The 24,706-nt window shown below is 39.5% G+C and carries 16 protein-coding genes; 10 read left to right on the forward strand and 6 right to left on the reverse strand.

Going from position 1 to position 24,706, the window contains the following annotated elements; all coding sequences use genetic code 11:
* Positions 1 to 133 precede the first annotated feature (133 nt).
* The 7 genes from Q0954_RS09655 (at position 134) to speB (ending at position 11,736) form a co-directional block, all read left to right on the forward strand.
* The gene (locus Q0954_RS09655; RefSeq protein WP_299456261.1) at positions 134 to 2,122 is read left to right on the forward strand and encodes a hypothetical protein; all 1,989 of its coding nucleotides are present in this window, start codon (positions 134 to 136) and stop codon (positions 2,120 to 2,122) included.
* A gap of 251 nt (positions 2,123 to 2,373) precedes the next feature.
* On the forward strand, positions 2,374 to 4,893 hold the full coding sequence (locus tag Q0954_RS09660; RefSeq protein WP_299456263.1) for a tetratricopeptide repeat protein: 2,520 nt from the start codon (positions 2,374 to 2,376) through the stop codon (positions 4,891 to 4,893).
* Positions 4,894 to 5,135: 242 nt separating this feature from the next.
* Positions 5,136 to 6,245, forward strand: coding sequence for a SpoIIE family protein phosphatase (locus tag Q0954_RS09665; protein ID WP_299456265.1), 1,110 nt, complete (start codon positions 5,136 to 5,138; stop codon positions 6,243 to 6,245).
* A 97-nt stretch (positions 6,246 to 6,342) separates the two neighbouring features.
* On the forward strand, positions 6,343 to 7,623 hold the full coding sequence (locus Q0954_RS09670) for a SpoIIE family protein phosphatase (RefSeq protein ID WP_299456268.1): 1,281 nt from the start codon (positions 6,343 to 6,345) through the stop codon (positions 7,621 to 7,623).
* A gap of 493 nt (positions 7,624 to 8,116) precedes the next feature.
* Complete coding sequence (locus Q0954_RS09675; protein WP_299456270.1) at positions 8,117 to 9,463, forward strand: lysine 2,3-aminomutase; 1,347 nt, start codon at positions 8,117 to 8,119, stop codon at positions 9,461 to 9,463.
* 798 nt (positions 9,464 to 10,261) lie between these two features.
* Positions 10,262 to 10,825 (forward strand): SiaB family protein kinase, encoded by a 564-nt coding sequence (locus tag Q0954_RS09680; RefSeq protein ID WP_002696185.1) that lies wholly within the window; start codon positions 10,262 to 10,264, stop codon positions 10,823 to 10,825.
* Between the two features lie 80 nt (positions 10,826 to 10,905).
* Positions 10,906 to 11,736, forward strand: coding sequence for an agmatinase (gene speB, locus Q0954_RS09685; protein ID WP_299456273.1), 831 nt, complete (start codon positions 10,906 to 10,908; stop codon positions 11,734 to 11,736).
* Positions 11,737 to 11,821: 85 nt separating this feature from the next.
* On the opposite strand, the gene Q0954_RS09690 is transcribed toward speB, so the two are convergent.
* From Q0954_RS09690 to Q0954_RS09710, 5 genes are all read right to left on the reverse strand, one after another.
* Entirely contained in the window at positions 11,822 to 12,538 is a 717-nt protein-coding gene (locus tag Q0954_RS09690) for a hypothetical protein (RefSeq protein ID WP_299456275.1), read from the reverse strand.
* Positions 12,539 to 13,000: 462 nt separating this feature from the next.
* Positions 13,001 to 14,290, reverse strand: a complete 1,290-nt coding sequence (gene hisD, locus Q0954_RS09695) for a histidinol dehydrogenase (RefSeq protein WP_299456277.1) — start codon at positions 14,288 to 14,290, stop codon at positions 13,001 to 13,003.
* A 191-nt stretch (positions 14,291 to 14,481) separates the two neighbouring features.
* The gene (locus Q0954_RS09700; RefSeq protein WP_299456279.1) at positions 14,482 to 15,036 is read right to left on the reverse strand and encodes a GNAT family N-acetyltransferase; all 555 of its coding nucleotides are present in this window, start codon (positions 15,034 to 15,036) and stop codon (positions 14,482 to 14,484) included.
* Between the two features lie 221 nt (positions 15,037 to 15,257).
* A complete protein-coding gene (locus Q0954_RS09705) occupies positions 15,258 to 16,682 on the reverse strand; it encodes a hypothetical protein (protein ID WP_299456281.1) in 1,425 nt (474 codons plus the stop codon).
* Positions 16,655 to 18,106: a cellulose synthase family protein gene (locus Q0954_RS09710; RefSeq protein ID WP_299456283.1), complete on the reverse strand. Its 1,452-nt coding sequence runs from the start codon at positions 18,104 to 18,106 to the stop codon at positions 16,655 to 16,657. The genes Q0954_RS09705 and Q0954_RS09710 overlap by 28 nt, the downstream gene beginning before the upstream one ends.
* A gap of 456 nt (positions 18,107 to 18,562) precedes the next feature.
* Here Q0954_RS09710 and Q0954_RS09715 point away from each other — a divergent pair, with 456 nt between their 5' ends.
* Positions 18,563 to 19,258, forward strand: coding sequence for an OmpH family outer membrane protein (locus Q0954_RS09715; protein ID WP_299456285.1), 696 nt, complete (start codon positions 18,563 to 18,565; stop codon positions 19,256 to 19,258).
* Between the two features lie 110 nt (positions 19,259 to 19,368).
* On the opposite strand, the gene Q0954_RS09720 is transcribed toward Q0954_RS09715, so the two are convergent.
* A complete protein-coding gene (locus Q0954_RS09720; RefSeq protein WP_299456287.1) occupies positions 19,369 to 21,060 on the reverse strand; it encodes a hypothetical protein in 1,692 nt (563 codons plus the stop codon).
* 1,144 nt (positions 21,061 to 22,204) lie between these two features.
* Between Q0954_RS09720 and Q0954_RS09725 the strand changes: the two genes are divergently transcribed.
* Together Q0954_RS09725 and eno are read left to right on the forward strand one after the other, a co-directional pair.
* Positions 22,205 to 22,777: a hypothetical protein gene (locus Q0954_RS09725; protein WP_299456289.1), complete on the forward strand. Its 573-nt coding sequence runs from the start codon at positions 22,205 to 22,207 to the stop codon at positions 22,775 to 22,777.
* A 388-nt stretch (positions 22,778 to 23,165) separates the two neighbouring features.
* The gene (gene eno / locus Q0954_RS09730) at positions 23,166 to 24,440 is read left to right on the forward strand and encodes a phosphopyruvate hydratase (protein ID WP_299456290.1); all 1,275 of its coding nucleotides are present in this window, start codon (positions 23,166 to 23,168) and stop codon (positions 24,438 to 24,440) included.
* Positions 24,441 to 24,706: the final 266 nt, after the last annotated feature.

Here is a 24,706-nt window from a genome sequence, read left to right on the forward strand (position 1 = left end):
AAGTGCTGAATCTTTTATATATTTGGGTATGATTAGCCTCATGTTGGCAAGGCTCCAGGAATTTTAAAACACTTTCTAAGCATTGGATATGCTATGTTCAATGGATAAACAGCAGCATCGGACACTACAAACTATGAATGATATGCCTTACCCTTTGGTAAACATTAGCTCAAACTTTTCTATTGTATTATTGGCTATTTCGCCTGCACTTACTGGGATTATCATCGCTATAGTCGCCCTTATAACAGGGGCAACCATTTGGTATTTTGTGCGACAAAACCAACTCAAAACCACTCGCCAACAAGCCGTAAAAACCTTACAGCACTTGCAACAAAAGCTTGCGGGTTTGAATGAAGCTCTCATCTACCTAAACAAATACCCTGAAATAATCAATATAGAAGATAACATACACGCCTCCGATATTTCACAGCTTATATCGGAGTACCTCCACTTTACCGAAGCCAATATTTTGGGTGACTCCAGCATCGATAAAGCACCTATGAGCCAAAAAGAGGCACAGGAGTTTATCGATCGGGTAAAAAACAACCTGGCTATAGTTGCTCCTATGGCAAGCAACAATGTATTGCTGGTAGAAGGGATTAAAACACTGGATGTACTACAGGAGAAAAAAAATGCGTTCGCAAAACAATTACCTCAAATAGAACAACAGATAAGTGCCCTCATAAGCACCAATACTGATTGGTGGCATGAACAAACCAGTTTTACCCGGTTTGACGACTTCAGGCACTTATATACTGAGATTGACCAAGGTATTGTCAAAGGGTGGGAATTTCTTAAAAAAAGCGGATCGACCAAAAGTGAAGCCCAAGGCATTCGAGCTATTAATCAGGAATTGAATGAAGTATGGGTTAGTTTTGAACAAATGGTGTATGAAGCTGCACAGTTGAAAAAAACAATTGGAGCATACCAAACCCGATTGGCTCAAGCTCCTCAACAAATACAGCACCTAAACGAAGAAATTGCCCAGTGGCAGAAGAGATATGCTTATATCAACAAAAGTCGTGAATTAAAGCAAGTAAAAGACCACGAACAACAAGTGAAAAAATTGGCCGCAACCGAAAAGAAAGACTGGAAAAGTTTGATGCACCATATAACCCTAGCCTTGCAAATACTACAACAGGTCAAAGATTATTTCATAGGTTTTGATCAAGCCCGTATCAACTATGAACACAAGCTCGAACACACCATTCATTCGCTTGATACGGCTATACACCAATGGCAACAAAAACCTACCTATACCCACTTGCCAAACTTTAACAAATACAACCAATACATAAAGGGTACAAAGGGTGGGTTGGATTCTCTGCTGGCAAAAAAACCAGCGGTAGATTGGTTGATGGCAGAGGAAACAGCTCAGGAACTTATTACACACCAAAAAGGTTTGATAATAGAGTTTGAAAACTATAAAGCTGCCCACGAAAAATTTATGCAACTAACCACCGAAATTCAACATATACACAGCAACGTAGCGCAACTAGAACTAGAAGTACGCCTAAAAACACACGAAATGTTGCCTGGTATAGACCAAGCGCAGGTAGAGTTGAGCAAGGCGCAGGATTGGTTTGAAAAAGCAATAACAGCCACCACACTGGTAAAATTACTTAAGGCTTATGCGCAAGATTTGAGAGAGAAACAACAAGTAATTTATCAATTTGCTGACAAAGCCAATGAAGCATTGGCCACAGTACAGGAATTGCTGCAACACCCTATGATTACAAGTAAGCACCGTGCCCTGATTGATGAGTTGAGTGTGCCCCCTATTCGCGGGTTAGTATTTGAGCAACTCATACCCGCACTTGACCAGGCATGCCAGCAAATTGATCGGGTGCAGCTACAAATAAAAAAAGACTTTATAAATCAAGAAGAGGAACAAAAACACTTAACATACCTTCAAACCACTTGTCACCAAGCCATCGAACGCGCTCGGTTGCTACACAACAGGGTAAGTGAGGAACTGAAAACGGCCATTTGCCTGCTCGAAATGCCCGATACAGAAGACCATGCTTATGATGAAGCTATCCAGGAGTTAGAAGCTGTAAGAAGAAGAGCTATCGACTTATACAACAAATCGCAGAGGTTTTTGGCACAACAGGGAGGTTAATATATATACACCTGTTTTGGGCGCTGTTATAAAACAAACAGAACGAGACGAACAAACAAAAACCATAGTATAGTATTTGGAATAGGCATATATTTTGACTGGATAATTAACCTAACCTGCTAAGTAAAGATCATAGATTTTACAATAACAATACCTTAGCAAAATCGTAAAGCGTAAGTACATAACTTTCAGGGTATCACCACGAATTTTTGCTGTTTGAGTACCTGAAAAAAGAATTAATGATAAACTGTTTGAGACATATTATATTATTATTGTGTTTATTATGGGGACAGATGCACGCTACTTTACAGGCACAGTCTACTACAGACAGTTTGCTAACGCTTGCCCGCCAAGACGCCCAAAAGCAAAAACTTATACAATCGCTCAGACATTACCTAAAGGCGGTCAATATTGTAGAAAATACCCGCAACTCTCAACTGCTTTCAAACATTTACATAGAAATAGGCAAGGTGTACCAATCGGGGCGTTTGCATCAAAAAGCACTTAAGTATTTTCTGCGTGCCGACTCGCTCAATACAGCGCAAAAAAATGATCAAGACAAACCAATGTTGCTGGGTTTGATTGGAGGCACTTACCAACAACTTACCTACTATACCAAGGCATTGAACTATTTTGCGGCACAAGTAAAATGGTACAAACAACGCAAACAGCCCCAACAAATGATACAGGCTTACCGCCAAATGGTGGTTTGTCACCAAAGGCTCAAACAATATCCGCAGGTACTGGAATACAACAAGAAAATTTTGACTCTGGTACAACAACAGCCAAACAAAACTGCCGAAATAGCTACGCTCAACAATATAGGGTTTGCTTATAAATACCTTAACGACTACCCCAACGCACTAAAACATTTTAAACAATCGCTGGAGGCACAACGGGTGTTGGGAACCCCTGCCACTGAACAGTTGCCCACTCAGGTAAATATTGCCATTACTTACCAAAACCAAGGCAGGTACAATGAGTCTATAGATAAGTTGCTACAGGCAATCAAAGTTGCCGAAAAAGCGGGGAAAAATGCCGAAAAAGCCCAATTATACGACTTGCTGGCACTGGTGTATTACTATCAAAAAGATTACTACAATGCCTTACAATACAATGAGCAATCTATAGAAATCGCAAAACTGCTCAATGATCGGGATATTTTGCAGGCGGTATATAAAACCTCGTCATTGATTCACCAAAAAAGGGATGATTATGAAAAAGCCCTGAACAGCTTTCGTAAACATTTGTCTATCAAAGATTCGTTGGTGCTGGAAGAAAGCCTTAAAAAACAAGCCCTGGCTCAGCAAAAATTTGTGGTAGAAAGGGCAGAAAAACAAATAAAGCTCATTATGGCAGGAGAAGAAATAAAAGATCTTGCCTTAAAACAGCAGCAGTTGGAAATAGAGAAAAAGAATAAAGAATTTGAGCTGCTGGAAAAAGAAAAAAAGATACAGGATGCTCAACTAAGACAAGAAGCACTTGCTAAACAACAAGCCCTACAAAAGCTACAACTATTAAGACAAAAAGCGACAGCGGCTCAAAAAGACAAGGAGATTGTACAATTACAGGCAGAAAAACAACAAAAAGAACAAGACTTGAAACTTCAGGCGTTGGCTGAAAAGGAAAAGCAGAAGCAAATCCAGATTTTAGAAAAGGACAAAAAGATAAGGGAATTGGATTTACAGAAAAAAAATCGCCAAATAGCTCAACAAAGCAAAATGCGAAAGTATTTTATGGGTATTACTGCTTTAGGTTTTTTGGTGTTGGTACTTATTCTTATTGGCTTAATCATTACCAGAAGAGCAAACAAACAATTGTCAAAACAAAAAAATGAAATAGAAGAAAAGAACACCGAATTGTTTCAGGTAAACGAAGAAATTGCCGCGCAACGTGATTTGTTGGAAACTAAAAATGTGGAAATAGAAAATATCAACCAAGATATTACGTCAAGCATTGTATATGCCCAACGCATTCAAGAAGCTATGCTGCCTTCTTTAAATCGCATTCAGACCTATTTGCCCCAATCTTTTGTCTTGTTTAAACCACGTGATATTGTTAGTGGAGACTTTTACTGGTTTTCTAACATAAAGCCAACCAACCACGAAGCCGCACCACAAGATATGACCCACGACAAGCTGGTGTTTGCTGCTGTAGATTGTACCGGACACGGGGTGCCAGGTGCCCTCATGTCGATGACAGGCAATAACCTGCTCAATGAAATAGTAGAGATGCGGGGGGCTGATTGCCCCAGCGAAATATTGAGGCTATTACACAAGGGGGTAAAAAAAGCCTTGAAACAAGATGAAACTAATAACCGCGACGGCATGGATATGGCGTTGTGTGTAATAGACAGGCAAAAAAAAGAAGTAAACTTTGCTGGCGCCAAAAATCCCCTTATTTATATTAACAATGGTAAACTACACGAAATAAAAGGAGATAAAACACCCATAGGGGGCGAGTGGGGTAAAAAAGAAGGCGAAAGGTTGTTTACTAAACATTGCCTGCCACTCAATAATGATGTGACAACTTTTTATATGTTTTCTGATGGGTATCAGGATCAGTTTGGCGGCCCTGAAGGTAAAAAGTTTATGAAGGGGCACTTGAAAAAGCTACTGCTTGAAATTCATCAAAAACCCATGAAAGAACAAAAGCAAATACTGGAAACAACCATTATACAATGGATGGAACGCCAAAATGCCCGTACTAAAGAAGAACCTCAACTAGACGATATTTTGGTAGTGGGTTTTAGAGTGGAGGAGAAAGCATAGGTGCCTTCCAAACACTCGTTTACTCATTGCTCAGCCCTTGTCCTGCCTCAGCTGTGTAATAGCTCTAATACGATCAATTGCTAAAACGTGGATGGATAATGGCTTAAATATCACTACAATAAATACCAAAATTTCAATTGACTTTTCCAGTCTCTGCCTACAATCATTGCCTGCTATATTTTATCCGACAAATCAATTTGGCATTGGTCATATTTTTTCAAACTTAATATAACAACCTGGTAGTGTTTACAGACTCATTCAAAGATAAAATATATAGCCCTTGGGTAATTACAGCTTTTTCTACGTTGGTTTCTCTAGGCCTGTTTTTAGTAATCGCTGCAGCTGTAGGAAAAGTAGATTTTACTTTTGGCTTGACCATGTCAACAGTGGTTCCAGTAGTGGTTACGTGGCCAGTATCTTACTGGATAATTTTTTATTACAAAAAAGTAAAACGACAAAACCATGAAATAGAAGAAAAAAACGGAAAATTATTAAAGTTTAATGAAGAAATAGCCGCACAACGTGACTTGCTGGAAGCTAAAAATATCAAAATAGAGTGCATTAATAATGACCTGACCGAAAGCATTGCCTATGCACAACATATTCAACAAGCAATGTTACCTCCATTGCCTCGCATACGAGCCCATCTTCCTCAGTCTTTTGTGTTTCTTAAGCCTCGCAATGTTGTAAGTGGAGATTTTTACTGGTTTAAAACAGTTCAAAACAAGGTTTTTATCGCAGCTATAGACTGTACCGGACATGGTGTACCGGGCGCACTGATGTCGATGACAGGCAATAATTTGCTCAACGACATTGTAGAAACACAAGGAACCACTCAGCCCCAGGAAATTTTGAACCAGTTGCACTTAGGAGTAAAAAAAGCTTTGCAACAAGACGAAACCAATAACCGTGATGGCATGGACGCTGCATTGTGTGCCATCAACCTATCAACAAACGTAGTGGAGTTTACTGGTGCCAAACGACCTTTAGTGTACATCCAAAACCATACATTACACGAAATAAAGGGCGACATTATGCCTATAGGAGGAGAATGGAATAAAAACGAAAGGAAGTTTACCCACCATACTATCGTACTGAGTAATGAGCCCACCACTTTTTATATGTTTTCTGATGGGTACCAGGATCAGTTTGGAGGAAGTAGGGGTAAAAAGTTTATGAAGAAACGCCTGAAACGGTTGTTGCTTGACATACACCTGAAACCGATGGATGAACAAAAACAAATATTGGACAATACTATTTTGCAATGGATGAAGCAAGAAAACCTGCACCCACAAATTGAGCAACAAATAGACGATATTTTATTAATAGGCTTTAGGTTGGTAGCCAAGTAAGGCTACAAAAGTAATCTTTGCTGTTTTACTAAAAGTGAATGAGTTGACTAATTTTAGCACAAAATATGTGATACATAATTATCCTAATGTAAATATCATGAGCAAAGTTTTAATACTGAATAGCGAAACACCAGAAAGTATACACATAGGTCAAGTGATTAGCCAAATGGGGCTGTCTTTTGAGATAAATTCTGATGTTTTGTACTTATTGGAAGCCAGTCAGAATGAGTTAGCTCTGATATTGATGGATGCCACCCTGCCTCAGGGAGATGAAGTGGAAACGTTGCTCAAAATTAAAAATAATCCTGCGTATAAGAGAGTAGGCATTATTGTGATTATAGGCGAGCAAAGTGATGATTATCTGGCTCGTTTTTTAGAAATGGGCGCTCACGACTTTGTTACCAGGCCAGTACACCCACTAGAGTTACAAACCAGGGTGATGTCGATACTTAAGCAACAAGAACACCTCAAAGAAATAGATTATCAAAACGCTTTGCTGGAGCTACGAATGGAAGAATTACAGCTTCAGGAAGAAGTACTCACCGAACAAAAAACTACCATTGCTCAGGCAAACGAAGACATTACCGAAAGCATTACTTACGCCAAAAGAATACAAGAAGCCATGTTGCCTTCTATGAATAGTATCAAGGCATCGTTGCCCGAATCTTTTGTGTTATTTCGTGCCTGTGATATAGTATCAGGTGATTTTTACTGGTTTGCCCGAAAACAACTCTCTGACTATTACCACAAACTTATATTGGCCGCTGTTGATTGTACCGGACATGGAGTTCCTGGAGCATTTATGAGTATGATTGGTGACTCTTTGCTTAATCATGCGGTACACAATCTGGAGCTGCACGAACCTGATCAGATTTTGACAGAAATGGATGCTGGTGTATGGGCAAAACTAAACCAAGGACAAAATAACAACCGTGATGGCATGGATTTGTCGCTATGTATGGTAGACAAAAAAGAAAAGGTACTTAAATTTGCCGGTGCCCGACACCACTTAGTATACATTCAAAACAACGAGCTATTTTTTATCAAAGGTGATTCTATGTCTATTGGAGGAGAGCAACGTAAATCTCAAAACCGTACTTTGTTTACCAAACACATCATAGATGTAAGCGTGCCTACCTGGGTATATATGTACAGCGATGGTTTTCAGAACCAGTTTGGGGGTAAAAATGACAAAAAACTTATGGGAAGCCGTTTCCGGCAATTACTGTTTGAGCTTCACTCGTTACCTGCTGACAAACAACACCATATATTGAAAGCAAAACTACACGAGTGGGTAGGCAAGTCTGAAGCTGCCCCCCAACAAGAACTTGAACTGGTAGATGATGTATTGGTATGGGGGTTTCAACTAAGCCTCTAAGCAATTGCCTCTCTAATAAACCCTGAAGTATTTATACCATACACTTTCATCAACCCTCTAAAACATTTGCCTATCTTCTGTCCTTCTCTTCATTTAAAATCTCCACACAAATAATTGTAATTAACTCCCTGGCTGATCAAAAAATGAAGCAAAGCATTGTATCCTCATCCAACTAAAGTGTTTTTCTAAAGAAGTTGTTCAACTTTTAAGAGGCATCAAGCAATGCCAAGCACATGGTAAAAAAACAATTCAGCAAAAAGTTTAAACTGTCTGAGCGAGAGTCTCCACAGGAGTTTTTGCACCAAGCTTTTCATAAAAAGTATCCCTCCGTGGTTTGCCCAATCAAAGGAGAATAAGTCGAAAACCACCTCGAAACATAACTATTAACATGCATTATATAACAATACCTATATACGGCAACTTTTTTACTATTTTTACACTATATTAGTAGGTACTCCTTTCAAAACATTTAACAACTTTTTACAAAAAATAAATGCCAAAATACCAAAATTATACCCTTAAAAACTTTAGAAATATACCTTATGTTGAAGACAAACTTAGCGAAGACGAAAAGTTTGCCATAGAAGTAGTGGGCAATGTATTGCCTTTTAAAGCAAACAATTACGTGGTAGAGGAGCTCATAGATTGGGACAACTACGCCAATGACCCCATCTTTATTTTAACTTTTCCGCAAAAAGACATGCTCAAGCCTGAGCATTTTGCCCATGTAGCTCATTTGCTAAAATCAGGGGTGAGCAGAGCCGACCTGAAAACAGAAGTAAACAAAATACGTTTGCAGCTCAACCCCCACCCTGCCGGACAGATGAAAGACAATGTGCCAGAGGTAGACGGAGTAAAACTGACAGGAGTGCAGCATAAATACCGTGAAACGATGCTGTTCTTTCCTAGCCAGGGACAAACTTGCCATGCTTACTGTACTTTCTGCTTTCGCTGGCCACAATTTGTGGGGATGAATGAGTTGAAATTTGCCATGCGCGAAACCGAATTATTGGTAAAATATATCAAGGCTAACCCACACATTACCGATATTTTGTTTACAGGTGGCGACCCGCTCATTATGAAAACAAAAATTTTAGCCTCTTATGTAGACGCATTGTTAGAAGCCGACCTACCCAACCTCAAAACCATTCGTATAGGTACCAAAGCCTTGGGTTATTGGCCACAACGCTTTACAAGCGATACCGATGCTGACGACTTATTAAGGTTATTTGAGCGAGTGAACAAAGCAGGCAAGCACTTGGCCTTTATGTCGCATTTTAACCATGGCAGAGAACTGGAAACCGAAGAAGTACAAAAAGCCATAGGGCGCATTCTCAACACTGGTACTGCCATACGTACCCAGTCGCCGATAATGAAAAACATCAACGACTCGGCAGAAGCCTGGGCTTATATGTGGCGCAAACAAGTAGACCTTGGTTGTGTTCCTTATTATATGTTTTTGGCGCGCGATACTGGAGCTCAAGACTATTTTGCGATAGAACTTGACCGAGCATGGCAAATATTCCAACAATCTTACCAACAAGTAAGTGGAGTTTGTCGCACTGTAAGAGGACCAAGTATGTCGGCTGGACCAGGCAAAGTACAAGTATTGGGTATAACCGAAATACACGGCGAAAAGGTATTTGCTCTACAGTTTTTGCAAGGGCGTAACCCTGATTGGGTATGCCGTCCGTTTTTTGCCAAGTATGACCCAAAAGCCATTTGGTTAGACGACCTATACCCCGCTTTTGGTGAATCTAAGTTTTTCTTCGAAGACGAATACCCCATTTACCGAGGTGCAGAAAACACGATCAAGGTAGTAGAAGAAGAAATAGTTTAAATTAAACATTCATTCTCCCCGTGTAGTTGCCTTATACACGGGGTTTTATTATACCTATCCCAACCATTGTCTTATTACCTTACCTTCATTTTTTCAGCAGTTTGAATACCCTTCTATTTTTTGAAAAACCTTTTTGTTTTGATACATTTGGTTTGGAACGAGGGCTTAATAAATCGTCTGCTCCCTGAATGGAACTGCGGCAAACCTGAGCAATAAGTGGAAGGTTTGGCTTCAGGTTTTTTTGCTATACTCCGTTAAAAAACATCGAAATTCACTTGTATATTTGAAAAATCAGGCCTTCGTGAACACTCCACAGCAAAGCTGCCCCGATGAGTCGGATTTAGAAAGAGGCTCAGTTATCATGCCCCAAGTCAAGTGCAGATGCCAGCACTACCAGCCATTTTTTTGCTTTGCCTGACTTTGGAATGTCCCCAAAACCTGGAGACTTATTTTGAACACGTTACTTAGAATTATTTTACAGTTGGAATCATTTTTGTAAATAACGAAACTGATTTACAAAAAACTCAACTAATGGTTGAGTAACAATTATGGCATAATCTTATACAAATAAGAAGACTTCAATTCATCCAGGTATTTTGCGGTTACTGCATACTACATTACAGGGTTAAAGTAGCACCACAAACATACAAACAAGTGAATGGGGTTGTTTTGACAAGATTACTAAATGTTACTTCAACATTGTTTACAACCAAACCAGAATTAATTACGGAATAATATATAATCCACTTATATTAAAGATAGTTTTGGGTTACTTTGTATTATTAACTTATAAGCATTATGAGTTTAGAAGAAACTACAACTGAAGAGAACGAAAATTTTGACTTCTTTGACTATTACGCACAACTCAACAATGACAATATCATTTTGTCATACAAAGGTCCATTAACAGATGTGTTGCTTTCAGAGTTTAGCCGCGATATCAGAGCCAAGCTACAAGACAATCGCAGGGTAGGTAAAAAAGTATTCTCTGTATTTATGGAGCTTACGCAAAATGTGCTTTACTATTCAAAAGAAGTAAACCACTTTGGTGATCAGGACAAGGTAGGAACCATAGTTATTCTTCAGCTTGAAGATCACTATAAAGTGATTACCGGAAATCAGGTAATGAAAGAAGCTGTACCCTTATTGTTAGAAAAATGTAAAACAGTAAATTCGCTTGACCGTGATGAACTGCGTGAATACAAACGAAAACTGCGAGATGCCCCATCGGAAGGCGAAAGTAGAGGAGCAGGCATTGGCTTGGTACAAGTAGCGCTTACTTCTGACAACCTGGAAGTGAAGATAAAAAACCTTGGAGAGAAATATGCCTTTTTTGCTTTGTTTGTGAATATCAAGAAATAATCTTTTCAAAATAAAATAAATACTTAAATTAGGTCAGGAGATTCGCTCCTGACCTTTTTTGTTTAAACAAAACATTAAGTATGCCTTTTTTACAAGAACTATCTTTTCAGGGATTTTCTACTACACGCCTTGCTGTTGTAGGTATACCGCTCGACGAAAACTCGTCTTACATGGATGGTGCCCGACTAGGTCCTGACAGCCTCAGAGCAGCTTTGCACTCAGGCGAGTCTAACATGAGCACCGAAAGCGAAGTAGATTTATCTAAACATATATCATGGCTTGACGTGGGCAATCTAGAGCTTACCAGTGGAGAAAAAGCCATCAGAGAGATTACTCAAGATATAGCCCTGTTGCTTGAAAAAGATGTAAAGATTTTATCATTAGGAGGCGATCATTCTATTACTTATCCTATTGTAAAAGCCTATGCCCAGCGTTACCCTAAGCTCACGATTCTACACCTGGATGCCCACTCTGACTTATACGATGATTTTGATGATAACCCTTACTCGCACGCCAGTCCCTTTGCCCGCATTATGGAAGCAAAACTTGCCGAAAGGTTGGTACAGGTAGGAGTGCGGGCAATGAATCCTCACCAACGCGAACAAGCGCGCAGGTTCGATGTAGAAGTAGTAGCTATGAAAGACTGGCAGGGTAAGCTTAACAAGCGTTTTAATAATCCAGTATATCTATCGTTAGACCTTGACGTGCTTGACCCCGCTTTTGCTCCTGGAGTATCGCATCACGAGCCAGGAGGGTTCTCTACACGAGAGGTAATCAGCATTTTGCAAAACCTAAAAGCCAACATTGTAGGTGCTGATATTGTAGAACTCAACCCCGAACGCGATCGCGACGGTATGACTGCAGTGGTAGCAGCTAAACTGCTCAAAGAACTGATGATAAAGATGCTTTAGTGCTGTACAGCCAGTCTTAAGGCACAAACGACAAGCATTTGTTTATGCTTGTCGTTTGTAGTTTTTATCTCGAAACACTGAAAATCTAACGGTATTTGATTTTGATTTCTACCGGATCTTTTTGCTTCATCATCTCTTGAATATTGGTTTTGTACTCAATATAGTTATCGCTCTTAAATATCGCACTTTTAGTTTTCACCTTTTTTATCTTACGAGCAAACGATATTTTGAACTCAAATTTTACCATGTCTCCACTCATCATGGGGTTTTCTTGCATGTTTTTACCCATATCATCAGGCATATCATTTTTGGGCATTTTGTAAGTAATGTAACGCCCCTTCTTTACAAAATACTTAAAATCTTTGTTTTTGGCAGGTGTAGGTTTACTTCCCGGCATGTTTTTACCCATCAGCGCTCCTGGGTTGCTTGTCCCTCCTTGTGCCAAAGCTTTATTGAGCGCATCCAGGTTTTTGAAATCATAAGAAAAAGTCATTTTCTTAGTTTCTTTGTCCATATTGTATGTAAAATTACTGATGCCTTTAATGTCTTTTAACTTGTCCATTTGAGGTCCCTTCTTCAATGAATCCATCAACATCGACATATCAGGCATACTACTTTTTGGCTTTGTTGTGCTTGAGTCTCCTGGAGTAGTTTTAGGCATCAAAGCCATCAGCATGGACATGTCTATAGTAGAGGTAACTGTACCTGAGAGGTTTTTATTAAACTGTATATGCTGCTGAATAGTGCAACTGCTAAAAAAAACAGCCACTAAAGAAAAAATAAAAAAATGGCGAAATTTCATATTTGTAAAGTTTTACTTGTGTTATGTTTGATGTATATAAGTAGCTACTAATCACTGGGTAAATATCAGTACAATTAGCATAAGGAATGGTGTAAAAATAAATTTCTATAGTAACGCTAAAATATTTTGTTGCTAGACGAGGCAAAAAATCGGCTAATAGCATCACTATTCGGCTATTTTTTAACAAAGTATAGCCTCAAAAGATGAGGTTAAGAATGTGTATTTATTTTGGTACCATTCCTAAGCCTTTAGAGACTGATAAACATTGACGCTACAAGTATACTTAAGTTGTTCATAATAAAATAGTTACACCTATTCATTTATGAGGCATGTAGTTGGTATCTGTGTATTTATAACCAATCAATTGTACACAAATTGCCTGTATAAATAAAAAATAAGGAATGAAGCGCCTTCATTCCTTTCAGTGGTCAAGATACAATTTTTTTCTAAAACTAAAAGCCCTCAGTCCAACAACTCCAACCGTTTAATGATAGAGTTTTTTCGCCCAAGCAACTCTTCTGCCTCTGACATAATAGCTACAGTACTACCTATGTTTTGTAAACCTGATGAGGTAACCTGTTGGAAGTTGATTTTTTTGACAAAACTGTCTACCGACAAGCCACTATAAGAACGGGCAAAACCATTGGAGGGCAAAATATGATTAGGGCCTGCGGCATAATAACCCACAGCAGGTGGTGTAAGGTGCCCCAAGTGAATAGAACTGGCATTGGTAATACGGTCGCCTACTGCCTCGGCATTGTCGATGGCAAGTACCAGGTTTTCGGGAGCATACTCATTAGCAAAGGCTATAGACTCTACATTGCTCTTAAATACAATGATTTTTGCGTTTTTAAATGTCTCTTTTGCCACTTCTTTCTTTAAGGGCAACTCACTGAGTTGTTTGTTCACCTCTGTTTGTATTTTGTCTGCCACCTCTTCGGCGTTCGTCAACACTACCAATTGGTTGTGATTACTTTGCTCGGCATGCGCCAAAATATCGGCTGCCGCATATACAGGGTTGGTTGATTGGTCTGCTACATAACAAAGCTCCGAGGGACCCACGGGCATGTCTATTGCTACATCGTTTTTGCTTACCAATTGTTTGGCGGTAGACACGTATTCGTTGCTGGGACCAAATATCTTGTCTACTTTGGGAATAGTCTCGGTACCATACGCCATTGCGGCAATGGCCTGTACCCCCCCTACTCGATATACTTTTTTGATATTGAGCAAATGTGCTGTATACAATATAATAGGGTGAATTCTACCTTCATGATTAGCGGCTGAGCATAGTATAATCTCTTTGCACCCGGCAATGTTGGCCAGAATACCCATCATCAAAATATGAGAATACAAAGGAGCATCGCCTGTGCTGGGTACATAAAGCCCTACCTTGGCAATAGGTACATTTTTTTGCCAGCTAAAGACTCCTTCAGTCGTTTCTATTTTTTTAACTGCCTTGGTTTGAGTCAGGTGAAAAGTAGCGATGTTATACTTTGCTGTATTGATGGCTTCCTTAAGTTCGTCGCTTACATGGTTACTGGCTTCGGCAAGCTCTTCGGGGGTAAGCTGAAACCGCTTAATACGAACCCTGTCATACTTGAATACAAAACTACGCAACGCTTTGTCCCCTTCGCGTTGTACCCGACGCAAAATAGGTCTTACCGCTTTTTCGAGGGCTTCATAGGTTTCAAAAGTTCGTTCCTGAAGTTTTGACCAATCTTCTTTATGAGGGTGTATGATTTTCTCCATTTTATAAACAACCGTTAATATACATTGATAATAATTTGCCTAAATATGCTCTATGCTATTATTACAAAGTAAATGCCATACCTCTTATTTAAAAGATGTTTTAAAGCAATACTGTAGGCTATCCGCCAAGACCAACAGGCACAAGCGCGTGGATACCAATGTATATTTGTAATAGTTTAGTTTTTAGAGAGTTACAAAACCGATAGATGGAAGTGAGCTTGCCCTATGAATGATTTAGGCTGGTCAGGAGTGAGTTCTTTTAACAAGAAAAAACATTCTTTTACCGGCTCCATATCTTTTTTCAAATAAACTATTTGAAAACCAAACGAAGTAAACAAGTCGATGCTTTGCTCATGGATAGGACGCACACGTACCGTAACATAACGAAACCCTTGATGACATAACCTGTACAAAGCAATAGAAATCATTTGTTGGGCTATGCCTTGCCTTCTATAATTTGGGGCAACCCCTACTCCAGCAAAATGAGCAGTTTTGGGATAATATTTGGGTGCCACCAACGGACAAGGCACGTGCTCTAGGTGTTGACTGGTGTAGTGTACTGCCCGATAGCCTATCAGTTGTTCCTGGTCATAAGCACCTATAGTAAACCCTGTAGCAGTGTGTATAAACTGACCAAGGTAGGCTTCAGATCGGGGGTTTAAAAAAGCCTGTGTTGCTGGGTCTTGAGCTATAGATTGATTTAGGTCATAAAGTTGCGAAAGTTCGTGTAGTTGTAACAATCGCATTGAATAAGTCCCTGCTTTATTGGTAGTGGAGCGAAATGATGTGGTAGTGTCCATCTCTTACAAATAAAAATTGAACATGCATATCAGTAAATATATTTCTAAATTTTGGCTTATCCTATCTGATACAGATGATGACTATAAGTCATTATTTTTTTAAAGCACTCATAAAATACAAGTAGTTGTTTTACAGGCTTTTGATCCCAAACAAACACAAAACAAGCCTACAACTTATGTAAAGAATCTCTTGCTGACCAATGCCTTACCAGCTCTACTGCCAACCACCCCAATACTACGGCATATTCAACAGCTACCAGCCAGAGGTTTTCTTGGTAAGGCATAGAGCTGTAAGCATAATAGGTAAGCCCTAGCATAGCCGACCACACCATAGGAAAACGATAGGGAGTAAATACCGCCAAACCTACAATCACACTAATGTACCAGGGGTGCACTATTGTAGCCATCAGGTAGTAAAAGGTAAGTATAAACAACATTTTGTGAAGCAACTGATGCACTACAGCCTTGCGTACCGGGTAAAGTGCTATAGCCAAGGCTCCCAAACCAGATATAATAGATAGCACAAAGCCAAAAAATGCAATGCGGTTATAGCCATGGGTTTGGTAACCTATCCAGCGAAGCACATAATAGACACTGGCGTTGAACTCAAACTTTTGAAAGTAGAGGTTAAAACTGTCCTGAAACTTGGCAATAAAATCGGGGGTAATAAAAAATATAAATAATAGAGCCGTGAGTAAACCTACCAGGCTATAGTAAAGTAAACTACGCTTGAAACCTAGAAACCAAAACAACGCGGGTAAAAATATCAAGGGAATAAGTTTGGTATTAACCGCCAGGGTAAAAGCCACTACCGATAAAATAAAGTAAACGGGGTTTGGCTGTCTGTTTTTTTGGGGGTTGGGAGCAACGTGCAAATATCCACCTTTGACCAACCAGTAAACGGCCAGCAATAGCATAAAAATCATGACTCCCTCGAAATGCAAATTGGCAGTAAGCTCTAGCACAATGTAAGGATTAAGCACATACCACACCATTGCTTTGGGTGGTTTGCCCAACATTTGCAACAGTTTTGGCAGTAGCCACAACAAGCCTATTTCACCTAGTATGATCCAACAACGCATGACCACAGCCCCCCCCAACAAACTATGCGGATACAACCAGGGGGCAGTAGCAAACAAGGCTTGGTTAAAAGGTGGATAGATAGTATAATGAGTAGGCGAATTCATTGCTTCATAAAGCGCCTGACTAAACCCCAACTTCGCCGCTTCTGGAGTTAGTATAAAATCTTTTGGCAACCACAAATAAGGATTATAACCATTGACGAGGAGCTTACCATCCCAGTAAAACCGAAAAAAATCATCCGACAAATTAGGAATCATCCACAAAGGTATAAGCCTAAGCAATATTCCCAGCCATTGGATTTGGCGCACACTTACCACATTGCCAGGCTTAAGCACCCAATGTACAAACCAGCCATACACGCCAAACAAGCCCACGTATAATGCAATAAACTGGTAAAACCATACCCGATGGGTAAAATAGTTTATCCAAACGTAACCCACAGCCGAGCCTAACACAAAAATTACTAACCGCAGGTTGAGCGCTACGCGGGGTTGACCAATGAGTGCCATACAGAATAAAAACAGATATAACCAAAACCAAATGCCAGCATCAAATGAAAAGGCAACAAACCATAGTCGTGCAGGTAAATACCCACCCCAACTCCTACCAGAAAATACACCATAAACACTCCCTCAAGCACGGTAAGCAAGCTAATGTTATTTTTCAAGTATTGGTTGCTTTTCCAGGGTTGGTCTTGCTGCTTGGTAATGTTAAACTTAGGGGTACGGATAAAAGGGGTTTTTTTGCCTAAGAGTCCCTCAACCACTGCCAGGGCATTGTGGAGCGACAACCCGGTATACATTGCCAAGAATAAGGGAAAGCGCATAAAAAAGTATTTTTGCCTACGTTGTTTGCTCAAACCTTTGACCGAAGTAGATACCCAATAAAACACCCCCAGAAAGACGGTGCCTGTTAGAAAAAAGCTAAAGTATATAAACACTTGGGTATACTCGACAAAAGCATTTTTGATAAACAATAAAGGCAAGCTAAGCACTGACACCAATACTACCAACACAAACATAGAACTATTGAGTAGATGAAACAAAGCATGCATTTTGGTACTCAAGTTCAAGTCAGCAGCACCTAAAACTTTCCAGAGGTTTTTGCGGGCGCACTCAGCTGCTCCTTTGGTCCAGCGAAATTGTTGCGTTTTGAGGGCATTCATTGCCACAGGCAATTCGGCAGGCGTGCCTACTTCTTCGAGGTACTTAAACTTCCACCCCTTAAGCTGCGCCCTATAGCTGAGGTCGAGGTCTTCGGTAAGGGTATCAGACTGCCAGCCTCCCGCATCTTCAATGCATTGCTTGCGCCACACTCCAGCAGTACCATTAAAGTTAATCAAGTGTCCTTGTACATTTCTCCCTACCTGTTCTACAGTAAAATGCGCATTGAGCCCAAAAGCCTGAAGTTGGGTCATCAAAGAATAATCTTCGTTGAGGTGTTCCCAACGGGTTTGTACCATACCTATGTCAGCATTGGCAAAAGCCCCCACTGTAGCTTTAAGAAAGTGGGTAGGCGGCACAAAATCGGCATCAAAAATAGCGATCAATTCGCCTTTGTTATGGGTAAGTCCATAAGCCAATGCTCCCGCTTTAAAGCCTTCGCGGTTTGGACGCCTCACGTGGCTTATCCATACCCCCTGTTGTTGCCAGTACGCTACCCTGTCGGCAATGAGGTCTATTGTTTCGTCAGTAGAGTCGTCCAGTACCTGTATTTCTAGCTTATCCTGAGGGTAATCAAGTGTTGCTACTGCATCGATGAGCCGCTGTACCACATACTTTTCATTGTATATGGGCAATTGCACAGTCACTATCGGCCAGTCAGAGGTTGAAGTGGGTACTTGTACTACAGTGTGTTTCGCTTTGCGCTTAAACTTCCAATAACTATATGCCAACTGAAGTTGTATGGCATTGTAGCAAAATATAAGTAACATGGCTAAACCATATATAGACAGGATAATGAACGCCATCATAAACTTTAGTGAATGGGAATGAATCTTTTCAATTTTTCACCCACTTAACACGCCAATCACTGGAAACGTTCAACCAGTTTGCCATTGGCAAAGTTGGCATTGATAGATGAAAAACTGCAATTTATGATTTTTAAATGTAGGACAATGTCATAAAAATGACAAAATAGCCCAGCGCAATAAGGGTACAATAAAATGTTTTCAAAGAAAGTGTATAAACTATTGATATTCAGTATAATCATAGGTCTTGACTTTTACGCAATGGCTATGAATTACCGCCTGAATGTGGTGGACTATTGCAGGTGAGTATCAAAACAAATATACTATATACTAAGGGGCTAAAGTACCATCGTAGGCTAATTTTTGTATATTTGCCCGAAATTTTTTGAAAAAATGATTTTTAGCGTAAACAGATATTCAATGATGAGACGATTACTAGTAGTTGCCCTTGTAGCAACTGTGTTGTATGGGTGTGGAAACCAAAATTCGACTAATAACCAAGACAATAATACTACCGAAACAGCTAAGACATCTATGGACACTGCCAACGACAATGCTGTAGCTGCTTCTAAGATTGTGTATATCAACGAGGACTCTTTGCTTACTAAATATGAGTTTGCCAAAAGAATCCAAAAAGACTTGACTACTAAAGGGAAAGAAATTCAGGCTGACCTGGCGTCAAGAGAGCAAAACTTCAAGAATGAGGTAGCGTCTTATCAGCGTACTGCCGGAACAATGACTATGAATGTGGCCAAAGCTACCGAACAACGCCTGGCAGCAAAGCAACGCAACTTGCAGGGTTATAGCCAGGTTCGTGGTAAAGAGTTGGCAGATGAGCAATCCAAAATGATGAAAAAACTAAGAGAAAACGTAGAAAGCTTTCTTAAAAGGTTTTGCGAGAAAAATGGCTATGACTTAGTATTGCCACAACGCGCGGTATCTACTTCTGTATTGTATGGCAACGCCAAACTTGACGTAACCGATGCAGTGGTAACAGGTTTGAATAAAGAATATGCAGACGGTAAAACCGGAGAGATTACAGACGACAAGAAAAAAAGTAAAGACGAAGACAAAAAAGACGAAAGTAAAAAAGATTCTTCTGAGTCTAAAAAGTAATACTGAGTTCTACCGACTTTACTGAAAATAATAAACCCCCTGTTCGCCATTGAGCAAACAGGGGGTTTTGTTTATGTAATACTTAAGAAAGCATTCAAGGGCTGTTCTTACTATTTTGGATTCAGAATCTTATTCAAAATTTTGGTAGTAATCAAGTAAGTAGGCTTTACTCCTACTGTTCCTAAGCTACCCGAAGATAAAGTTCCACCAGTAAGCAAAGGGTTATCAGACGCATAGTAAGCATAACGCAAGGTAATGTCTGACGATACATTTTTGCGAATCAGAGACCCTGCCTGGATAGCTTTTTGGTAATGCGCTCCTTCCATTTCGAGCCCTACTGCGCGCCACGATGAGTTTCTGAAGTAAGCCAATACGTCACGGTTTTGCAACGAAGTGCCCAACACCGAAATCATGGCTCCTTCGTACACGTTCAATCCAGAACCTTTAAAATCATCTTTGGTAAACTCGTTTTTAAGCGGATAGTTGTCAGCAGTTCCTTCAAATACATGCGCCGAAGGAATCATCAGGTCGCCTTTGCCTCCGTGCAAAATACCCGCCTTACCCATCACAGAGATAGATTTTACCAACAAGTTGGCGTTTTTGTAAGGTTTAAGCAACTCATCCATTGTTTCGTAGGCTTGCTCGCCAAAAGCATAATCCATTACTATAATGACAGGCTTTTCTTTTTTGATGTGTTCCTTGTTTACCTTCAACTCTGCAGGTAGGTTGCTAAGATCGAGCAAAGTTGTATCAAAAACCTGTACTGAAATATTTGTACCCGAATTATCATTTAAATACAACATACCACACTGTTCGGCATATTGGCGTACACGGTTATTAAGCGATTGGTTGTTGGGTTTGCTCAACTCCTGGGCAAGGTCTTCGGCTCGTTTATGGTCAGGAAAATCTTCCTTGAGAGCACTCAAAGCACACAACGAATTCATAACACTGTGCATATTGGCACTAATGATATGAATGGGGCGATCAAGCAATTTATGCTCAATTAAATGTTTTTTGATATTGGTTGCCCATTGTTCACCATGAATATGGTGTCCGATGCGATCGCGAAGCGTAGGTGTAAAAGTAATTTGAATGGGTTGGTTTTCAAACTCGGCAGCGTGCGCCACCTTGCCGAGCCAGTATACAATACGGAACAAACCACTATTTTGAGGGGCAGTGTCTTCGAAACGGAAAAAAGCTTGTTTGGTTTGTTCAAAGGTGCGCCCCAATAGCGTGCTTAAATGACTAAAAGCCAAATCACGGTTATGTTCGGTAAGCTTTACGTTGCCTTCCACGATTTTCTCCAATTGTTCCCATTCTTTGGTTTTGTTCCCATTCTTATCAAACGCGTGCGATTTTATCTTTTCTGCCTCATTGTACATAAAAGTAAGGTGGGTCAAAATATCATAAATTTCGCTACGCCCTCTGGTTACTTCTACCAACATGAGGTCATTGTCTACTTTGTAACAGTTACGACGGCGTTTGGCCGGAATAATTACTTCGAAACCAGAGTGGCTGTAGCCCTCATCGGATATAAGACGCAAAAAACGACATTGTTCGATGCCTTTGGGCAGACGCTCCATCACATACACCAATCCGTTGAGCTCTACCTTCTCCATGTCGTCAATAGATCCATAAATTTCGGGGCGTAACGTATGCAATGCTTCCAACAATACTCTGCCCGAAATGGTAGAGGGGCTATAAGAGCCACTGTTGAAAATATGGCGCATTTCTATGTATAGTTTTTCAATGGCAGCGCGTGATTCACGGGCGCGGGTGAGTTCAATAATGTCGAGGCTCATAGGCTTTATACAAATTCTGTTAAAATAGAATGTACCCACAAAAGTAATTACATCTTTAGAAATATGAAGCCTAAACTGATGGGTATTTTTGATGTATGACCGAAAACCTCACGAAATGTATAAAGAAAACAATGATTGATATAAAAACAGAGAAACTCAACTCCTGCAGCAGATAAAGAGATTCGTATTTTCTTCTCCTAACCTCATAATTTAGTTTATGCTGTACTCAGCCTACCAAACAGACAAGTAGAAACAATGGCAAATAAACTGTTTGAACTAATATCAATAGTCCATAGCCCCGACAGAGGCAAGCTTCAAGTCCTTGGATACCGATGCATATCGGTGCGACAAGTCGCAAGTCCTTAGATACCGATGAATATCGGTGCTACACCCTGTCCACAAGTAATCACGCTTTTGTATCACACTGATTTTCAGTTATTTACAAAAAGCGTAGTTAGAAGCATTTAGTCCGTAGTCCATAGCGGATTCAAGTAAATGTTTACCCTATGAATCATTGTAAACCAATGGCGTATATTAAATTTGTGTACTTGCTTTATTTTTCAAAGGGTTTCAGTTTTAAGTCTAAACACGTAATTAAATAGTTTTTAAACTTATAAACATTTGATAACCGAGCCTCTGGCGAGTCCTTAGATACCGATGTATATCGGTGCTCACCGAAGGTAATCAATAATCAACTTTGACTAAAATCACTGAGGAGTATTGAATATACAACCTGCTACTTAAGATTACATGGAGCTAAATATCTTGATTTAATCTCTACTCTTTACGAGTATTCGGGTAAACATTAGAAATACTAAAAAAAATATTCGCATTATATATGCTTAGCAATCAATAACTTATTTATTACACACCCTATAATACAATTTAAAATATTATTCTACAAAAATACTTGCTCATAATATTAACAAATAAAAAACAAACATTCTTTAGAATATTACACTTTAATACAAACTAATACAACTTTAAACTTCTTTAAAAGTAGATATTTACGATTTTTTTATTTATAAAATATTACATACATTTGCATCACACAATTAAAAAATATGAGATCAAACATAAGCATGCTAATTAAACATCTCATAAATTATTCATATTTTTTATCAAACTTAATTTAATTAATACAATGACTAATCAGATCAAACTATTTGCCCTATTAATGTTGGCAATGATGACATTTTCATGTCAAAAAGAGGAAACAGTTGATCCTCAAAAACCTCTCACCACTCAAACTAATAGAGTTTCAAAATCGGCAATTGAAAAGTACCGCCCAGTGGGACTCAATCAATACATTCATTTCTTTACCAATGGCCTAGTATTAGACGGTCACGGCAGAGTTCTAAAAGGAACAATAGCCTATGATACCGACATCAAAGTGGCTACTGCTGGTAATCACTTTGCTAAGTTCAAAGGGGGGACACGTGTATACTTTAGTGAGAAAGTAGTAGGAGTAGTAGGAGGTTTCATTGTTTCGAGCGATGATGTGCACCCACAGGGTAACCCTGGTGTAAACATAAAACTTAAAGGGAACTCTTATGTTACTTACTCTACCAACCCTGCTTACCTAGGTTTGTGGAATGGTGTATTAGGCGGAAGTCATACATTGGAAAACCAGGATGGTACTTTTACTAAATACCTATATGGTACTGAGTTGTATTTTAACAAACAAGGGAAAGTACATTATGCAATGCCTCGTTAGATTAACGCATAAATTATTGTAATTATAAAAGAGCGGATATGGTACCATCCGCTCTTTTTTTATGTCAAAAGAGTTTGCCTCAGTACAAAAACACTAGCCCTGCTTCAACTCAACACGCGTAATTGCTTTATCAAAAAATAATTTTCTCCTAAGAGTTCCCCGAAAAACAATAAAGTTGAGTAGCATGGATAAAAAGTAGCTACTTAAATTCACTATAGTATTAATTAATTATACTATTTTGTTTTTTCCACGCCTTGCCTCTCTTAAGTATTTTCAAAATAAAAAAAACAATTAAATTTGCGCCTTTAAAAATCTGTATTTCCCACAAGGTCATTCAAGTTTGAAAATACTCAAGCAAAGTTGATTGACTTATAAACTAAAAAAGATAATGAGTGTAATAGATGCTATTCACGCAAGACAAATTTTGGATTCACGAGGCAATCCAACAGTAGAAGTAGACATAATTACAGAAGAAGGTGTATTGGGGCGTGCTGCTGTTCCCTCTGGCGCGTCTACCGGAAAACACGAAGCAGTAGAGCTTCGTGACGGTAACGCTAATTACTTTTTAGGTAAAGGAGTACAGAAGGCTATTCATAATGTAAACGAAACCATTGCCCGCGAACTTACTGGTATAGAGGTATTTGATCAACCCTTGATCGACAAAATCATGCTTGAGCTTGATGATACTCACAATAAAGGGCAGCTAGGTGCAAATGCTATTTTGGGAGTGTCACTGGCAGCAGCAAAGGCTGCCGCCAATCTGCTCGATCAACCACTTTACAAATACATAGGAGGAGTAAATGCTACTACGCTTCCGGTACCTATGATGAACATTTTGAATGGGGGCTCTCACGCCGACAATGCCATTGATTTTCAAGAATTTATGATTATGCCTACCAATGCACCCACATTCTCCAGGGCATTGCAAATGGGTACTGAGGTATTTCATCACCTCAAAAAAGTGTTGCAAGACAAAGGGTTTGCTACCAATGTAGGTGATGAAGGGGGATTTGCTCCTAACATTCAATCTAATGAAGAAGCTATTAAAATAGTATTGGAAGCTATAGAAAAAGCGGGTTATCGCCCTGGCGAAGATATGTGGATTGCAATGGATGCGGCTAGTTCTGAGTTTTATGACGAAGAAACTGGCTTGTATCATTTATCGTCTACTGGCGATAAGCTTACTTCTGACCAAATGGTGACTTACTGGAAAGATTGGGTGCAAAAATACCCTATCCGTTCGATAGAAGACGGCATGCATGAAGATGACTGGAAAGGCTGGGAGCTGCTTACCCAAACTATAGGTGACAAGACTCAGTTGGTAGGAGACGATTTGTTTGTAACCAATGTAGAGCGTTTGCAACAAGGCATAGATACTAAAGTAGCCAACTCTATTTTGATTAAAGTAAACCAAATTGGTACACTGACCGAAACCATCAATGCTATTCAGTTGGCTACCCGTAATAGCTATACCAGTGTAATGTCGCACCGTTCGGGCGAAACCGAAGACACCACCATTGCCGACCTTGCTGTAGCCATGAACACTGGACAAATAAAAACCGGATCGGCGTCTCGCTCCGACCGTATGGCCAAGTACAACCAATTGTTAAGAATTGAAGAGCAATTAGGTGATACAGCTTACTACCCTGGTAATAATTTCTAACAATACGGTATTGTTGCCAATTTGCAAAAGCAAGCGTGCTTATTATTTAAGCATGCTTGCTTTTTTTTATAGTGTTTTTTCTGATCTAATATGGCTCTTTAACGCTTGTATAGCTAATTTCGGGTTTATTTATTATTATTTTCGTGGAGGCCTGCCTTTGAATATTTCTGAAAAACCATGCAGTTGTTGGGCAGCTATGTTTTTTTTTCTAAATTAGAATGAAAATAAATTAAAGTAATACTTCAACTATTAGCTAAGTTTAGCAC

This window comes from uncultured Microscilla sp. (assembly GCF_947493425.1).
GTDB lineage: Bacteria > Bacteroidota > Bacteroidia > Cytophagales > Microscillaceae > Microscilla.

What these genes read in the sequence shown, in the direction of transcription:
- speB (WP_299456273.1), top strand. Translation starts at nt 10,906, where the DNA reads ATGCCTTTTTTACAAGAACTATCTTTTCAGGGATTTTCTACTACACGC.
- Q0954_RS09670 (WP_299456268.1), top strand. Translation starts at nt 6,343, where the DNA reads ATGAGCAAAGTTTTAATACTGAATAGCGAAACACCAGAAAGTATACAC.
- Q0954_RS09725 (WP_299456289.1), top strand. Translation starts at nt 22,205, where the DNA reads ATGACTAATCAGATCAAACTATTTGCCCTATTAATGTTGGCAATGATG.
- hisD (WP_299456277.1), bottom strand. Translation starts at nt 14,290, where the DNA reads ATGGAGAAAATCATACACCCTCATAAAGAAGATTGGTCAAAACTTCAG.
- Q0954_RS09705 (WP_299456281.1), bottom strand. Translation starts at nt 16,682, where the DNA reads ATGGCACTCATTGGTCAACCCCGCGTAGCGCTCAACCTGCGGTTAGTA.
- Q0954_RS09710 (WP_299456283.1), bottom strand. Translation starts at nt 18,106, where the DNA reads ATGTTACTTATATTTTGCTACAATGCCATACAACTTCAGTTGGCATAT.
- Q0954_RS09655 (WP_299456261.1), top strand. Translation starts at nt 134, where the DNA reads ATGAATGATATGCCTTACCCTTTGGTAAACATTAGCTCAAACTTTTCT.
- Q0954_RS09680 (WP_002696185.1), top strand. Translation starts at nt 10,262, where the DNA reads ATGAGTTTAGAAGAAACTACAACTGAAGAGAACGAAAATTTTGACTTC.
- Q0954_RS09675 (WP_299456270.1), top strand. Translation starts at nt 8,117, where the DNA reads ATGCCAAAATACCAAAATTATACCCTTAAAAACTTTAGAAATATACCT.
- Q0954_RS09700 (WP_299456279.1), bottom strand. Translation starts at nt 15,036, where the DNA reads ATGCGATTGTTACAACTACACGAACTTTCGCAACTTTATGACCTAAAT.
- Q0954_RS09715 (WP_299456285.1), top strand. Translation starts at nt 18,563, where the DNA reads ATGATGAGACGATTACTAGTAGTTGCCCTTGTAGCAACTGTGTTGTAT.
- Q0954_RS09720 (WP_299456287.1), bottom strand. Translation starts at nt 21,060, where the DNA reads ATGAGCCTCGACATTATTGAACTCACCCGCGCCCGTGAATCACGCGCT.
- Q0954_RS09690 (WP_299456275.1), bottom strand. Translation starts at nt 12,538, where the DNA reads ATGAAATTTCGCCATTTTTTTATTTTTTCTTTAGTGGCTGTTTTTTTT.
- eno (WP_299456290.1), top strand. Translation starts at nt 23,166, where the DNA reads ATGAGTGTAATAGATGCTATTCACGCAAGACAAATTTTGGATTCACGA.